Source organism: Colwellia sp. Bg11-12 (genome assembly GCF_014076955.1).
Lineage (GTDB): Bacteria > Pseudomonadota > Gammaproteobacteria > Enterobacterales > Alteromonadaceae > Colwellia_A.
On sequence record NZ_JACGUZ010000071.1, the window covers coordinates 191,672 to 207,930 of the forward strand.

Genomic DNA, 16,259 nt, shown 5'->3' on the forward strand with positions numbered 1-16,259 from the left:
AATTAGGAATTGAAGTGAAGCAAATTAGTTTTATTGAAAAAGATTCACGGGTTACTTTTAGTGGTGAATTAACCTTATTAACTATTGATCATTCATTTGAAAAAAAATCAAAGCATTTGATTAAATCAGGGAACCTGATCTTTGATTTATCAAATGTTTCAAAAGTCGACACGGCTTGTTTGGCCTGGCTACTGGCCATGCTAGAATTAAGTAATAAGACAAACTGCCAATTAACTTTTGATAACCTACCAAAAGATTTAATAAAATTAGCCCAGTTAAGTTGTGTTGATATGTTTTTACCAAAAACTGATCGTTAGTCTAGTCAGTAACCGGAGATAAATGTGGAAGTTTCAGATATAGAAAAATTACTTAATGATGCCCTTGAACTTGATGAGTTACATGTTGCATTTGATGGATCACAATGTAGAGTGATCGCAGTTGCCGATTTTCTTGGCGAATTAAGCCGAGTAAAGAAACAACAAGCAATATATGCGCCTTTAGCCGAGACAATTAAAGCGGGTGCAATTCATGCGGTATCGATTAAAACGTTCACAACGTCAGTTTGGCAACGTGAAAAAATGTTTAATCTTCCGCTTTAAATTTTCATAACTAGATAAGAATATTCTATTGGACGCATTCAAAATAACAGGTGGCACTGCCCTTAAGGGTGAAGTGACCATCTCTGGCGCAAAAAACGCTGCTTTACCTATACTTATGTCAGCACTCCTCTCTAAAACACCTATTACTTTTAGTAACGTACCTAAGCTAAACGATATTGAAACCACGATTAAATTATTAAGCCAATTAGGCGCTAAAGCGCACTGGTCAGGTGATAATGAATTAGTGATTGATGCAAGTACGCTTGATCATTGTCGTGCTTCTTACGAACTAGTTAAAACTATGCGCGCTTCTATTCTGGTTTTAGGACCACTATTAGCGCGTTTTGGCCATGCGGAAGTTTCATTACCTGGTGGTTGTGCTATTGGTGCAAGACCCGTGAATTTACATATTCACGGTTTGAAACTAATGGGTGCAGATATCGACGTTGAAAACGGTTATATCATCGCTCGTAATAAAGGACGCTTGCAAGGTGCCACTATCTTTATGGATACGGTCAGCGTTACGGGAACTGAGAACTTAATGATGGCGGCAGCGTTAGCGGAAGGTATTACCACGATTGAAAATGCTGCACGTGAACCTGAAATTGTCGATTTAGCTAATTGTTTAAACGCGATGGGCGCAAAAGTTTCAGGTGCAGGTTCAGGTACACTGACGATTGATGGCGTTGCTGAGTTATCAGGTACTGAGTATCGAGTTATGCCAGACCGGATTGAAACGGGCACTTTTTTAGTTGCCGCTGCGGTTACTCAAGGCAAGGTTAAATGTCTAAATACTGATCCTAAAGCATTGGAAGCGGTAATAAGTAAACTGCAAGAATCAGGTGCTGAAATTACCACGGGTGATGATTGGATAGAGTTAACGATGAATCAACGGCCAAAAGCGGTTAATATCCGTACAGCCCCTCATCCGGCTTTTCCTACTGATATGCAGGCACAGTTTGTTACGTTGAATGTGATTGCAGAAGGTAAAGCAACCACAACAGAGACTATTTTTGAAAATCGTTTCATGCATGTTCCTGAATTACAACGTATGGGCGCTGATATTAGCCTTGAAGGTAATACGGCTATTTCTTGTGGCGTTGAATCGTTAAATGGCGCACAAGTGATGGCAACAGATTTACGTGCTTCAGCAAGTTTGGTTATTGCTGGGTTAGTGGCGACTTCAGAGACACAAGTTGATCGTATTTATCATATCGATCGCGGTTATCAAAATATTGAAGATAAACTGCAAGCACTTGGCGCTAATATTACGCGTATAAAAGCAAGTTAGTCTTTAGTTAAATAAAATATACGTTTTATCAAAGCACCTTTTTAGGTGCTTTTTTTATCACTTAATAAAATGAATGGCTTGGCTGCAGATTATCGGTGTTATTTTTAGCTGAAATTATTAAACAAGCAAAACTATTTAGCTCATTAATTAATCATATCCTATTTACGTAAACTGTTAGAATACGAGATGTTGAGCATGTATAAATTTTTATGTTTATTTGTCGACAAGTTTGGTTAAAGCACAATATATTGGCAAATTATAAAGCGTTCAACACAAATAACACAGCAACAGAATGAGAGTATCCAGATGAATAGCATTGATCTTTTTGTAAAAAATTGGGGCAGTAAAAACGCTATGGTGCCAATAGCCATTGAAGATATTAATGAGCTTGAAGTCAAGTTGGCGGCTTATTTACCTGATTCATATAAGTACTTAATATCAAATTACGGTTTAGTTCACACGCCTAATGTTCTTACTAAAATCTGCGATTTAGGTGTTGATATTACTGAGGTACAAGACTTTTTAAGCTTAGATGATGTATTCACACTTTCAAAGCTGTATGAAATGAGTGGTATGCCGAAAGGTCATATATTATTCGCCTCTGACTGTAAGGGCAGCATGTTTTGCTTCAAGCTTAGTGATTGTTTAGCTAGGCAAGTTGACAGTGCCGTTTGGTTCTATGACCATGGCGCTTCAACCGTTAAAAAAGTCGCTAATTCTTTTACCGAATGGCTGGAGGCGTTTAATGAACTTTGATATTACAGAGCTTGGTGTTCAGGAAAAATATCGTCTACTAAATGGGGGGGTCACACCCAGACCAATCGCTTGGATCAGTACACGTTCAAAATCTGGTGTTGATAATCTTGCTCCTTATTCCTTCTTCACCGTGGCAAGTTGTAATCCTCCTGTGCTTCTTTATACACAAGTAAATCAAAGAACTGGCGTTGATAAAGATACCTTACAGAACTTAAGAGAAACGGGTGAGTGTGTGATCAATATCGTGAATAGCCACTTACTGGAACAAATGAACCAAACCAGTGCGAGTATTAGCATTAATGAAAGTGAGTTTGATCTTGCCGGTATTGAGCAAAGTACCAGTCGCACAGTCGCTCCGCCTTCTGTTAAAGGGTCACCTATTCGTTACGAGTGCACTTTGAGGGAAATTATCAGTTTAGGTGATTTACCCGCAGGAGGCACTCTTGTGCTATTAGATGTGAAGTCTGTTTTTGTGAGAGATGATATATACAGTGAAAAAGGTATAAACCAAGAACTTATCGACTCAGTAGGTAAAATGGGGGGGGATGGTTATTCCTTCACGACAAAATATTTAGCGCTTAATCGTCCTTGAAATCATCAATAATAACTGGCTGAAATAGCGGGTTTACCTAGTAATAATTTACCTTACCAAAAAATATTACCTTAATGGATTGATCAACGCGACTGCGTCAGTCTAGAGTATTCAATAAGAGCCATGTACATGCATTCAAAAATTCAGTTAAGTAAAGAAGACATCAGACAAAATAAACCGACCCGCGATGAATACATAAAGCAGGCAAAAATTCCCTTAGTATTGGTTTTAGACAATGTCACCAATAGCTACAATATCGGTGCATTCATTCGTTTAGCGGATGCTTTTGCTATTGAAAAAATCATTATCTGTGGCGAGTTAACTATTTCAGATAAAAAATTGAAAAAAGCTTCTAGAAATGAAGCTAAATGGGTAGATATTGAATACAGCAATAGCACAACTGAAAGCTTACAAACATTAATAGACGATGGTTATACTGTTTTTGGTGTTGAACTCTGCCAGCAGTCGGTTGATTATAAAGATATTACGTATCCATCTTCTTGTGCATTAGTATTAGGTAATGAACGCAAGGGCGTCAGCGAAGCAGCATTAACGCTCAGTCATCATCAAATACACATTTCTATGTTTGGCATGGGGAATTCTTTGAATGTTTCAACCGCTGGCGCTATTGTTTTAGCTGAATGTACTGATCAAATTCGCAAGAAATTAGCGCTATAAGAAGATATTCAAAATGCAGGAAAAGTCTCTTTTATTTAAAGGGACTTTTCCTGATGTGGTTAAGTAAAACGAGTGAGAATGCTTAGTGATTTTCGCCGGGCTTTGGCACATCACTCTTTTTAACCTTGTTTTCTTTCGATATATCTTTCGCCCACTCATGCTCAGATTTATTCGCTTTTATACCCACTTGGTTATTACACTTTAACGCAGTAAATGATAATCGAGTGAGCAAAGGAAAATGATCTGAGCCAATTGACGGTAAACGCTTAATTTTTTGTAGCGTAAAATGTTTGCTGTGAAACAAATGATCTAAAGGCCATCGAACCAGTGGGTAATCGACATGAAAAGTGTTGAACACTCCTCGCCCAACGCGTGGGTCAAGTAAACCACTGATTTTACGAAATAGTCGAGTCGTGGCTGACCAAGCAACATCATTAAGGTCGCCAGTTACGATAACGGGTTGATTACTCTCTGCTACGCTCCTAGCGACAACAAGCAACTCAGCATCTCGCTGTGCCGATTTAGTGTTCTCTGTTGGGCTTGGTGGAGCAGGGTGGAGAAAATGTACTCGAACTTTGTCTCCTGTGGGTAACTCTACTGTTGCATGTATAGATGGCACATCCTTTTCAACTAAATAGCAGATCTCTTGTTCAGCTAAAGGCAATCGCGAAAAAACATGCATACCATAGAGATTATCAAGTGGGCATTTCACGCTGTAAGGCATATCAGCCTCTAATATTTTTAGCTTGTCTTCCCACCATTGGTCTGATTCAAGTGTAACCAGCACGTCAGGTTTATGCTGTTTAACCAACTGTATTAATTTATCTGCATTGCGATTTGGTGTGAGTACATTCGAGGTAATAATACTGAGTTGTTTGTCGATATCAAATTCAGTAGAGGTTTTGACTTCTTTGGGATATATAAACGTATAAGGCAATATCCAAGATAATTGCCAAATTAAACAAAATGCGGTGGTTACGATAAGGGCTTGTGTACTTAGTATTTGCAGATCAAGAAAAATAAATTGGGCCATCAATAAAACTATTGCAAATATTGTGAACTGTAAGCGAGGAAAATCCATGCCCCTGATAACCCAATGTGAATATCGTGATAAAGGAAGCAGAGTGGTTAAAAGAGTAAACAGTGTGAAAAATGTGAGTATTATTAACATTGATAGCCTATTTTTCCGTTAATCTTAATATGACGCGGTTTATTCGATTATGATTATTGATTTTTTGCTTAACGATGACATCTATAGTTAGATAAATATTTTTAATATAAATAGTTGTAAGGTATTAACCCTTCGCTTTTATTTTAACCTGTTGATCCAGATAAAAAAAGAAATAAAAGCATCGATTAATATTATCTAAGGCTATGTGGGCTCATTACCTGCTATGGCCTATTTAGCTGAGCGCTTACTCAATTATAAATGTAGCACTTATTTGATATTATCATTAATAATATGATACATTAGCTTTTTCTAATTTAGCTTTATCTAAATTACTTTTTTTTAATGTAAGGTGTTAACATGACTATAAACGATGCATTGCGACTGATCGCGGGAACGATGATACTTATTTCACTCATCCTAGCGGTTTCATTATCAATTAATTGGCTATGGTTTACCGCTTTTATTGGCGGCAACTTAATACAATCGGCATTCACCAAATGGTGTCCTATGATTTTTTTGCTAAAAAAATTGGGTTTGAAAGATGAATAAAAAAAGATTATAGCGAGAGATTTATTCTTGGCCGTTATTAAAAAGTTCAGGGATTCATGATACTTATAAAGGTTTACTCCTCTTTTATTTAATCGCAGATATATAAGTTCAACCCGTAAATAAAGCTTGGCTGATTTTTCAGGTTAAATAGGGTCAGCATAAAGCTTATATGACCCCTTTTAAGTTGTTTATACCAGGCTAACCAAGTGTGCAATTTTTCATTGAAAGGTATTAACGATAAAATGCTTCAACAGTTCCCTTTATCTTTACCAAAAGTGGTTGGCCGCGACGGTCTAACGCTTTGTTCATTGGAACTTTTACCCAACCTTCACTGATGCAATACTCTTCAACATCAAAACGCTCTTTACCGTTAAGACGAATACCAATATCGTGTTCAAAAATTTCTTCCACATGATGTGGGCTGCGGGGATTACCCGAAAGGTGATCTGGTAAATCAGGTAGCGATTTAGTGTCGTTCATGTTCATGACCTGTAGTAAATAAATAGGGCGCTATTGTAGGCAATATAGGCATACCCCTCAATAGCCGTAGTAATAAATGTTAGCACCAAGCGTTATAAAATTGATAAAATCAATGTTTGTAACGCCGATAAAAGTGTTAACGTGGGGTAGTTATAGATTTCATTCATTATAAAGTCGATAAAAAAACAGATTATTTTGAACAAGTAAAAATTGTATGGTGTTTACAACACCTGTTATTGCTCTTTTATTGAACATTGATAAACAATTAAACACATATACTCCCTCTTAATTTTGGCTACATACGGTGTTGTTCTTTTTAAACAGTAGGACCTTCTCTTTTGAAAACAAATTATATTAAAACACTGGCGAGTACGCTCTTTGCGCTTTTGGCATTCGCCGCAAACTCAGTGCTATGTAGATTAGCATTGGGCGAGAATGCAATTGATGCAACGAGTTTTACCGTTATAAGACTGCTTTCTGGCATTGTTATTTTGATCATCGTAATGCAACTAACAAGTAAATCAAATGAGAAAAAACCGAAAACGAAGGGAAGTTGGTTAGCGGCAAGTATGCTTTTTATTTATGCTATCGCTTTTTCATTTGGCTATGTGTCATTAGATACAGGAACAGGAGCACTTATTCTCTTTGGCGCAGTTCAAATAACGATGATTATGGTAAGTGTTATTTCAGGAAATAAACTTCACTTTACTGAATGGACAGGTTTAGTTATTGCGTTCACAGGCTTTGTTTATTTAATTATTCCAAGCTTAGTGACTCCATCATTTATTGGTTTTATTCTCATGGCCATTTCAGGTATTGCTTGGGGACTTTATACTCTGCTAGGCAGAACATCAAAAAATCCTCTGAGCGACACGGCTTATAATTTTTTACGTACCTCTCCTTTTATCTTAATACTGGTAATTTTTGGTCTTGATAATGTTCATATAACCTCAATGGGAATTTTACTTGCCATTTTGTCTGGTGCTATAGCCTCTGGAATAGGTTATTTTGTTTGGTATATCGCACTTAGAGGGCTCTCTGTCACGCAAGCGGCTGTTGTTCAGTTGTTCGTGCCAGTGATTGCTGGCGTAGGAGGTGTTATTTTTACCAACGAACTTATTACTCTTAGGTTAATTGAGTCATCTGCGTTGGTTCTTGGTGGTATTTTGATGGTTATTCTGGGGAGATATTACTTTGTTCAGTTGGCATTAAGAAAGAAAAAAATCGTTTAATGGAAAGTGATTGTCCAGTAAGTTGTTAGGTTATCAATGAATTTGCTTGATAGACTTTATTTATTATTTACCAGCACAAGACAGGGAATTAATGGCTGAGCGCTCTATATCGCTAAATATTATTTTCTTCGGTCCAATCTTTTAGTCTTTCTAGAATATCTAATGCTGTGCGGCCAAAATCTGTTATTTCATAGGCAACAGCAATAGGGCGATCGCTAATGACTTCTCGCGTAACTAAGCCTTGGACTTCTAACTCTTTTAGACGTTGATCAACCATTTTCTTGCTTGCGCCAGCTAACATCCGCGATAATTCGTTAAAACGTACCGGGCCATCTTTTAGATGCCAAAGAATAGACGCTTTCCATTTACCCCCTAGTACTCTCATACCCCGCTCAATAAGACAAGGTTGCTCACAGCTTTTAGGATTTATTTTATTTACGTTATCCTTTGTTTTTATAGTGTTTTTCATTATATTTTACTTATGAGCTTAGTGGTTACTAAAAGTATACTAGTTGATTTAATTAACCACTCTAGCATAATACTGCTCTATAGAGCTACTTATCAAGAGGCATTAATATTAATGCCATTTTAGGAAAAATTTTATGCCAACACTCACCTCTTATGATGCCATTAACAGATCGCCATTGGGTGATGTTCCTCTTACTGAACCTTTGCAGATGCAATCGGTTGTTTTGCGCGCAAAAAAAGCGCAAAAATCTTGGTCGGCACTTCCTCTTGAAGTACGTCAACAAAAAGTCGTTCAGGCTTACGAATGTCTTATTTCAGTTGAAGATCAGCTTGCATTACTGATCAGCAAAGAAATGGGTAAAGACTACCGCAGAGCAAGGTACGAAGTCGCGGGCACTATTGAGAATGCAGAATATTTTACACAAGAAATCGCTCAAGCGCTAACGAGTGAGTCAATCGGACGCGAGGCTAAGATGCAATACCGACCTTTAGGCGTTGTTGCTGTTATTTCACCTTGGAACTATCCATTAGCTATGGCGAACAACTTGTTGTTGCCTGCACTAGTCGCGGGTAATAGTGTTGTGCTAAAACCGTCGGAAGAAACACCGTTAGTTGCTGATCTTTTTATTAAAACATTGAACCAGGTACTACCTGAGAACGTATTACAAGTGGTGCATGGCGATGCAGAAACGGGCAAAGCTTTAGTTAGTGCCGATATCAATATGGTTGCTTTCACCGGTTCCCTTGCTGCAGGTAAGCATATTATGGCAAGCGCTGCTTCAGGGCTTAAACGTTTAGTGATGGAATTGGGTGGCAACGATCCACTCATTGTGATGGCAAGTGCTGATATTGACAAGGCAGTACAATTTGCCGTAGCGAGCTCTTTTGAAAATACTGGACAAATGTGTACTTCTACAGAGCGTATTTATGTTGACGAACGTATAGCTGATGAGTTTGAGCATAAAGTAGTTGCCTTTGCATCTCGCTATCAAGCCGGAGCTTGGGATGAAAAAAATGTCAATATTGGTCCAATTGTTAACCCTAAACAGCATGCGAAAGTGCTGTCTCAATTAAAAGATGCCCATGCCAAAGGCGCGGCATTTTTGTTGGGAAGTCATCATTATGAACTGCCCTTTATACAGCCAACTGTCGTGACTGGTATAACGCCAGATATGCTTTTAGAGCAAGATGAAACCTTTGGTCCAATTGTAGCTATAAGTCGTTTTAACGTTTTATCTGAGGCGATTGATCGCGCCAATGCCAGCCCATATGGTTTAGGTGCGGTGGTCTTTGGTGGCTCAGACGCAAATGACGTTGCTGAGCAAATGGAAGCAGGCATGGTGGCAATTAATCAAGGGGCAGGTGGTCCAGGACCATGGGTTGGCGCCAAGCAAAGTGGCTTTGGCTTTCATGGCACAGCTGCTGGTCATCGACAATTTTCGCAATTGAGAATTATCAGCAAATAAGTGCTTTAACTCAATAAGTTTAATTGTCGATTGCTGAACAAAAGATATGCTGCAATACCTAACAACTGTTACAGATAGAGTAAAATATGAATGTAAAAATAGACACAGTCGCTGATTTTTTTGTCGCGGCTTTAGAGCCTGGCGCAGAACACACTGCTTTACCTGCATGGGGGAACCGTCAATCAAACCCAGCGAAATTGAATGATAAATTTGATACCAGTCATATTGAACGACATGATTTGGCGCAGGTGCCTGGTGCATTTCAGTTATTGAATGTATTGAGCAAAGAGGAATGTGAAACGCTGATCAGTATTAGTGAACAGTTAGCGTTCTTGCCTGATGCGGCTGTTTCTTTGCCACGAAGTGTTCGCCACAACGACAGTTTAACTTGGATAGTTGATGAGCAAACAGATGGTATTATTTGGCAGCGTATGGCGCATTTAATGGATGACCGACAGGCTATTTTTGCTGGCAGTAAAGCGTTAGGTATTAATGCGCGTTTTCGTTTTTATCGATATAACCCTGATGATTATTTCAAGCCTCATTCTGATGGCTCTTGGCCAGGAAGCCGTGTTATTAACGACCAGTTGATTACTAATGCTTACCCTGAACTTTATAGTCAAATGACTTGTTTAATCTTCTTAAGTGAAGATTTTCAAGGGGGAGAAACACGTTTCTTAGTGAATGCTGATGATGCAACTAAACCAGCAACGAGGAACGACAAAGTTAAAAACGTTGATATTCGCACCCCCGCTGGTGGTATATTGTGCTTTCCTCATGGCATGCACCCGTTGCATTGTATACACAGTTCAGTGCCGATTACGGAAGGTATTAAATATATAATTCGCAGTGATGTTTTGTTTGAACTTTAAACAGACTTAATTATACAACGGGGCTAATTACAACAATCATCTAAAATTTAAATAGATGATTTTTTTAGTGATTTAGCCTTAGAGAAAGCGTTTGGTAATACTTGCTTTATCAGAGGTTCTTTAGCTTAAATGTTCATAAATAAAAACAGTGAACTGCGTTTATTTTGTACTACAATTGTTTTGTAGACCATGTTAAAGAACAATTAATGTAAATATTTTCGGTAGAAAGGTGTCAATGCATGGCTAGTCAGCTATTTCATTTGTTGGAAAAATGGCAAGAAAATAAAGACAACTATGAATGGGTTCTGGGAGTTGTATACAAAACAGAAGGCTCTAGTTATAGAAAAACCGGTGCGATGATGTTGTTTAACAGCCTAGGTCAACAATTTGGTATGTTAAGTGGTGGCTGTATTGAAGGAGATATATTGATTCACGCTAAAGCTTGTATGAGTAGTAATAAACCTAGTTTGTTAACTTATGACGGTAGCGATGAAGATGATTTATCATTTCAGTTAGGTATTGGTTGTGGTGGTAAAGTTCATATATTGCTACAAGCAATTAATCAACAAAACGATTACCTTTCATTATTAGTTGTTTATCAGGCATTAGCTAAACGTAAATCAGGTACTTATTTTCAAGAAATATCAGCAAGCAGTACACAAGCTTATTTCACCGAACAAACAGATGCAACACAAACGACACCATCAGTTAAGCCAGTACTTATAGAAAAAAATAATCAGCAATGGTTATCTACTCCAATTAAACCTGTGCCACACTTATTGGTTATTGGCGGCGGTGTTGATGCTCGCCCAGTTGTTGATATAGCATCTACTTTAGGTTGGACAGTAAGTCTATGGGACCCTAGAGCGGCCAATGCAAGAAAAAATTACTTTACAGCCGCAGATACTATTCTTAAGGGGAGCGTTGAATCAGTTGGTGAGTATGCGCGTAACAATCTTGTTGATGCGGTCATTTTAATGAGCCATAGTGTTTCTTTAGATGCCGCATGTCTATCGGTATTACAACAAGAAACAATCAGTTATATGGCGTTGTTGGGCCCCACCCATCGAAAAAATCAGGTATTGGACGTTGCAAAACTTAAAGAAGAGGCGTTAACGGTCACGTTGTCTGGTCCTGCGGGGCTTGACTTAGGTGATGAGTATCCTGAGAGCATCGCTTTATCGATTATTAGTGAGTGCCAAGCAAGCTTAAATAAAAAAACAGCCACTTCAATAAGTGGTGTACTTAATAAATTTATGAGTTGTTAATTTCAACTCACTTATTGGAGAGACAAATATGATTGCATTCAAGTTAAATGGGAAAGATGTTTCCTCTACTTCCGAGGGCGACACACCGCTGTTATGGGTTATTCGTGACGAACTTGGTTTTAAAGGAACAAAATTTGGTTGCGGTATTGGCATGTGTGGGGCCTGTACTGTGCACATTGACGGAGCTGCAGTTAGAACATGTTCTTTTCCATTACAAGCGGCGATGAATAAGAATATAACCACAATAGAGGGGTTGAATAACAATCATCCATTACAAAAAACATGGATTGATGAACAGGTACCCCAATGTGGTTACTGCCAATCGGGACAAATCATGCAAGCAGCAACATTGCTAGCAAAAAATCCATCGCCGAGTGAACAAGAAATAGTTGACCATATGAGCGGTAATTTGTGTCGCTGTATGGCATATGCTCGTATTAAAAGTGCGATTAGCAGTGCTGCAGATGTTATGTCAGCTGATGTGCAGTATTTTGATCCCACCTCTTCAACACAACAATCATAGGGCGTATGACAATGCAAAATATTAAAGATGCAAAAAATAATGTCAGCTTATCTCGCCGTCGTTTTTTAGTGGGTACCGTTAGCAGTTCACTTGTCATGGCTTTTGCGCCACTGGCTAGCGCAGCGAGTTTAACGTTAAGCCCACAAGAAACGCTACAAAGTAAATTGTTTTCACCCACCGTTTGGTTTGAAATTAATCCTATGGGTGAAATTAACATAAATATCGCTAAGGCTGAAATGGGACAACATATTGGTACTGCGCTTGCTCGCGTTGTTGCTGATGAATTAGGTGCTGATTGGTCGAAAGTATCGATAACTCATGTAGATACTGATCCTAAATGGGGATATATGGTTACAGGGGGGTCGTGGTCTGTATTTCAAACATTTAAACCTCTTTCTCAAGCCGGCGCCGCAGGTCGTATTGCATTAATAGAAGCCGCAGCCAAAATATTAAATTGCCCTGTTGACCAATGTCGTGCTGAGAATGGAGCAGTCGTTTACCAAGACCGTTCAATTAGTTTTGGTGATATCGTTGCCAAAGGTACGTTTAACCGTGCTTTTACTCCAGAAGAAATTGACGCATTACCACTTAAGCCAGCAAGTAAAAGAACGCTCGTTGGAAAACCTGGTTTAGCGCTTGATATCCCTGCTAAGACTAATGGCTCAGCCGTTTATGGTATTGATGTCGAATTGGCTGGTATGGTCTATGCTCGGCCTATTCTTCCGCCTACCCGATACGGTAGTAAAGTAACAAATGTTGATGATAGTGCTGCCAAAAAGGTAAAAGGTTATCTTGGTTATCATATTTTAAAAGACCCCAGTGACCTGATTCAAGGTTGGGTTAGTGTTCAAGCCGATACATATTATGGCGCGATAAAAGCTGGTGATGCTTTAAAGGTAAGTTATCAAGCAGGTAAAACAGCTAAAGTCAGTGAGCAAGATATTATAAAAGAAGGTGAGCGTTTAGTTGCTGATGAGAGTGAAGGTGGCTTGTTTGTTAACGAGGGCGATTTTTCAGCAGCGAGAGCGAAAGCCGATAAAACTATCGAAGCGACTTATCGTACGCATACCGCGTTACACTTTGCTCTAGAGCCAGTTAATGCAACAGTGGAAGAGAAAGATGGTCTCTGGCACGTTTACACGGGTAATCAATGGCAATCGTTAACTTTGCCAGCGATCGCCAAAGCGCTACAAGTTGCTGACGATAAAATCGTTATGCACCAGCAATATTTAGGGGGTGGATTTGGTCGCCGTTTGTTTGGTGATTATGCTATTCCTGCTGTGCTGACCTCTAAAGCGGTTGGTAAACCAGTGAAAATGGTCTTTACTCGAGAAGATGATTCTAGATTTGATCAACCAAGATCACCTTCTGTTGCTTTATTTCGAGCTTCATTTGACCAAGAGAATCAGCTGACCGGTATGGAGCATGTCTTTGCCGCTGGCTGGCCAACTTTAACGATGGCGCCAGGGTTCATGCCTGAAAGTCTAGATAAAAAAATTCGTGTAGACCCTTTTTCAACGAGTGGTGCTGACCACTGGTACAGCATAGAAAATAATCGTGTACGAGCGATTAATAATGACCTAGCACAGCAAACCATTTTGCCTGGATTTTTAAGATCAGTCGGCCAAGGTTGGATTGTTTGGGGAGTGGAGTCGTTTATTGATGAAATTGCGCATCAAATGAAAGCTGATCCGATTGATTTTCGTTTATCAATGCTCGATGGTCTAGGTAAACAAGCCGGTAAAGCGCCTGAAAGTGTAGGTGGTGCCAAGCGATTAGCGAATGTGTTGAACATACTTAAGCAAAAAACAAAGAATGTTAAACTAGCAAAAAATGAAGGTATTGGTATTGCAATCAGTGCCGGACAAGAAAGAACTATGCCAGCTTGGATGGCTTGTGCGGCACAGGTACATGTTGAACCAAGTTCAGGGAAAGTGACGGTTAAAAAGCTCACTATGGTCGCTGATGCAGGTGTTATTGTTCATCCTGATGGCGCATTAGCGCAAGTACAAGGTTCTATGCTCTGGGGAACGAGCTTAGCATTACATGAGCAAAGTCCAATAGAAAATGGTCAGGTGAGTAATACTAATTTACATACGTACTCACCATTGCGTATGAATGATATGCCTGAGTTGGATATTGAATTTGTAGAAAGTGATGAGTTTCCTGTTGGTTTGGGGGAGCCTGGAGTGATAGCGATAGCGCCAGCCATCGCCAATGCTATTTTTCAAATAACAGGGGTTAGAGTGAGAGACCTTCCTATTAACGCTGAAGCATTAAAAGGTGCTTAAGGCATCGTTTATACAGTAATAGGCGATAAGTAAACTAACCCTTATTCGTTGATTTATTAAAACCCTTTGTGTCGTTAACTACGCACCAAGGGTTTTTTTATGGAAGGTCAATAGAGGTTAAGCGAGTCACAGCAGACTATTGCACTATAAAGGTTTTATTTCTCAGCGAGATTACAGAGTAGTTACATGCATAATATTAAACTCTCGCGTTTTGATAAAAAGTAACCTATAACTAAATATTAAATCTTTATTATCATTATGTTATAAATTTTTTGAGGTTGATTAAATGCAAAGAATGGGTTCAATGACAAAGTATTTGGCATTTTTATCTGGTGTGCTATTTAGTTTAATGATCATATTTTTCATATATTCCTACATATTAAAAAGTCAGCTTTTGGAACAGGGAGAAAATATACTTGCCGATTTAGTGAATACCACAGAGCAAGGATATAGTGTTTTAGCATCATTAAATAACAAAGGTTTTTCTAACTGCTCTAATGAAAATTTATTGGCGATGCGAAAATCTCAATTTGAATCGAACGATATTAAAGATATTGGTTTCCTTAACAATGATTTATTAACCTGTACAACGGGTATTGGTCTTTTAGCTAAACCTATAAAAGAAACTTCACCTAATTTGATACTCGACGGGCATAAGTTTTGGTTTAATCATAAATTGATAACCTTTGATAGAACGCTTCAAGGTATTGTTATACGTAAGGATAATTACAATATAGTCGCGTCGTTCCAAGGTATTTTATATGAACACAGAAAATTTAATGAGTATGAGTTATTAGCTGTTAAGGGTGATGAAATAACACACCTTTTTGGAAAACCAGATCTTTATCAACAAAAAGCAAAAATGGGTAAGCCTTATTTTAGTACGGGATTGTTATCACACTCTTTAGAATTATGTGGCCCTAAAGGGATAATATGTGTGGTTATTCAACAGAAAAACTTTTCAGAATTTCAAGTCGGCCCTGTTTTATTAATTTTAATGTTTATATCTTTAGTCTCAGGCGTTGCTACTTTGCATGCGTATCAATGGATGTACAGTTACATCTATAGTACGAAAAGAAGAATAAAACTAGGCTTGTCTTTTAAGGGCATTAAACCTCATTATCAGCCTATAATTGAACTAAAAACAGGTAAAGTTATGGGGTGTGAGCTACTTGCTCGATTTGAAGATCATATTGGTCCTCTTTACCCTGACCAATTTATTTCTGTCGTTAGTGAGTTAGACATGTCTTGGCTCATGACGGAACATCTTATTTTACAAGCAATAGATGACTTTAAAGAGATTAAAGTGATTGATAAGCCATTTTACCTCTCCATTAATGTTTTTCCAAAAGATATTAATAATGGCAATATTCTTAAAGGTGTTGAGCTGTTAAAAAATATAACGCCTAACCTGCAAATTTGCTTTGAGGTAACAGAAGATGAAGAGTTACATTATAGTAAGGTAGGAGATACATTAGAAAAGCTTTCAAAAAGCCACATAAAAATATCTATCGATGACTTCGGTACAGGTTACTCTAATTTATCTCAGTTAAAGTTGTTAGATATTGATACATTGAAAGTAGATAAGTCATTTATTGATGAAGTGGAAACAGGTTCTATTCGGTCGACATTAATCCCTAATATTGTTTCGATAGCAGAAAAATTAGAGGCAACTATTATTGCTGAAGGCATTGAAAATAGATTACAAGTTGACGAATTATTGAAAATGGATATTGAACTTGGACAAGGTTGGTATTACGCAAAAGCTTTACCCCTTAATGAGTTTAAAGAGTATTTGCTCAGTAATAGTGATTACAAGTTTACTGATAGCATAGGATCATGAGCTAAATTTGGCACAAACAGTGAAGTTTCACTGTGACCTTTTTCGATTGATCCATGTACTATCCATCTATAAAAGTTTGAAGAAAGACAATTTATTTTCCAATGCCTATTGATGAAGCCTCAGTAAATACTGAGGTAACAATTTTTTATTTTTTAAAAAAAGAAACTTTAGGTTCATTGT

At 38.2% G+C, this 16,259-nt stretch carries 17 protein-coding genes; 14 read left to right on the forward strand and 3 right to left on the reverse strand.

Translation table 11 applies throughout. The features are described from left to right. Positions 1–14: 14 nt before the first annotated feature. The 6 genes from H4J39_RS09785 to H4J39_RS09810 all read left to right on the forward strand — a co-directional run bounded on the left by H4J39_RS09785 (position 15) and on the right by H4J39_RS09810 (position 3,916). The gene (locus tag H4J39_RS09785) at positions 15–317 is read left to right on the forward strand and encodes a lipid asymmetry maintenance protein MlaB (protein ID WP_182227814.1); all 303 of its coding nucleotides are present in this window, start codon (positions 15–17) and stop codon (positions 315–317) included. 24 nt (positions 318–341) lie between these two features. Beyond that, on the forward strand, positions 342–599 hold the full coding sequence (locus tag H4J39_RS09790) for a BolA family protein (RefSeq protein WP_182227816.1): 258 nt from the start codon (positions 342–344) through the stop codon (positions 597–599). A 28-nt stretch (positions 600–627) separates the two neighbouring features. Further along, complete coding sequence (gene murA, locus H4J39_RS09795; protein ID WP_182227818.1) at positions 628–1,890, forward strand: UDP-N-acetylglucosamine 1-carboxyvinyltransferase; 1,263 nt, start codon at positions 628–630, stop codon at positions 1,888–1,890. Positions 1,891–2,196: 306 nt separating this feature from the next. Further along, complete coding sequence (locus H4J39_RS09800) at positions 2,197–2,646, forward strand: SMI1/KNR4 family protein (protein ID WP_182227820.1); 450 nt, start codon at positions 2,197–2,199, stop codon at positions 2,644–2,646. After that, positions 2,636–3,238 (forward strand): flavin reductase family protein, encoded by a 603-nt coding sequence (locus H4J39_RS09805; RefSeq protein WP_182227822.1) that lies wholly within the window; start codon positions 2,636–2,638, stop codon positions 3,236–3,238. Before H4J39_RS09800 ends, H4J39_RS09805 begins: the two co-directional genes overlap by 11 nt. A 129-nt stretch (positions 3,239–3,367) precedes the next feature. Beyond that, positions 3,368–3,916 carry a TrmH family RNA methyltransferase gene (locus H4J39_RS09810; RefSeq protein ID WP_182224800.1) on the forward strand — a complete coding sequence of 183 codons (549 nt, stop codon included), beginning with the start codon at positions 3,368–3,370 and terminating at the stop codon, positions 3,914–3,916. 82 nt (positions 3,917–3,998) lie between these two features. Here H4J39_RS09810 and H4J39_RS09815 read toward each other — a convergent pair whose 3' ends face one another. Next, the gene (locus H4J39_RS09815) at positions 3,999–4,949 is read right to left on the reverse strand and encodes an endonuclease/exonuclease/phosphatase family protein (RefSeq protein WP_310649738.1); all 951 of its coding nucleotides are present in this window, start codon (positions 4,947–4,949) and stop codon (positions 3,999–4,001) included. Between the two features lie 495 nt (positions 4,950–5,444). On the opposite strand from H4J39_RS09815, the gene H4J39_RS09820 reads away from it, so the two are divergent. Further along, a complete protein-coding gene (locus H4J39_RS09820; protein WP_182227826.1) occupies positions 5,445–5,636 on the forward strand; it encodes a DUF2892 domain-containing protein in 192 nt (63 codons plus the stop codon). A gap of 231 nt (positions 5,637–5,867) precedes the next feature. Here the strand turns inward: H4J39_RS09820 and H4J39_RS09825 are convergent, their stop codons facing one another. Next, a complete protein-coding gene (locus H4J39_RS09825) occupies positions 5,868–6,116 on the reverse strand; it encodes a DUF3297 family protein (protein ID WP_182177242.1) in 249 nt (82 codons plus the stop codon). 338 nt (positions 6,117–6,454) lie between these two features. On the opposite strand from H4J39_RS09825, the gene H4J39_RS09830 reads away from it, so the two are divergent. Further along, a complete protein-coding gene (locus H4J39_RS09830; protein ID WP_182227828.1) occupies positions 6,455–7,348 on the forward strand; it encodes a DMT family transporter in 894 nt (297 codons plus the stop codon). A 112-nt stretch (positions 7,349–7,460) separates the two neighbouring features. On the opposite strand, the gene H4J39_RS09835 is transcribed toward H4J39_RS09830, so the two are convergent. Beyond that, complete coding sequence (locus H4J39_RS09835) at positions 7,461–7,817, reverse strand: helix-turn-helix domain-containing protein (RefSeq protein ID WP_182227829.1); 357 nt, start codon at positions 7,815–7,817, stop codon at positions 7,461–7,463. Positions 7,818–7,950: 133 nt separating this feature from the next. Between H4J39_RS09835 and H4J39_RS09840 the strand changes: the two genes are divergently transcribed. From H4J39_RS09840 to H4J39_RS09865, 6 genes are all read left to right on the forward strand, one after another. Next, positions 7,951–9,282, forward strand: a complete 1,332-nt coding sequence (locus H4J39_RS09840; protein WP_182227831.1) for an aldehyde dehydrogenase — start codon at positions 7,951–7,953, stop codon at positions 9,280–9,282. 86 nt (positions 9,283–9,368) lie between these two features. After that, on the forward strand, positions 9,369–10,154 hold the full coding sequence (locus H4J39_RS09845; protein ID WP_182227833.1) for a 2OG-Fe(II) oxygenase: 786 nt from the start codon (positions 9,369–9,371) through the stop codon (positions 10,152–10,154). Positions 10,155–10,393: 239 nt separating this feature from the next. After that, entirely contained in the window at positions 10,394–11,422 is a 1,029-nt protein-coding gene (locus H4J39_RS09850; protein ID WP_182227835.1) for an XdhC family protein, read from the forward strand. 28 nt (positions 11,423–11,450) lie between these two features. Further along, positions 11,451–11,945 (forward strand): (2Fe-2S)-binding protein, encoded by a 495-nt coding sequence (locus tag H4J39_RS09855; RefSeq protein WP_182177236.1) that lies wholly within the window; start codon positions 11,451–11,453, stop codon positions 11,943–11,945. Between the two features lie 5 nt (positions 11,946–11,950). After that, positions 11,951–14,236 (forward strand): xanthine dehydrogenase family protein molybdopterin-binding subunit, encoded by a 2,286-nt coding sequence (locus H4J39_RS09860; RefSeq protein ID WP_182227837.1) that lies wholly within the window; start codon positions 11,951–11,953, stop codon positions 14,234–14,236. A 286-nt stretch (positions 14,237–14,522) separates the two neighbouring features. Then, entirely contained in the window at positions 14,523–16,079 is a 1,557-nt protein-coding gene (locus H4J39_RS09865; protein ID WP_182227839.1) for an EAL domain-containing protein, read from the forward strand. Positions 16,080–16,259 lie beyond the last annotated feature (180 nt).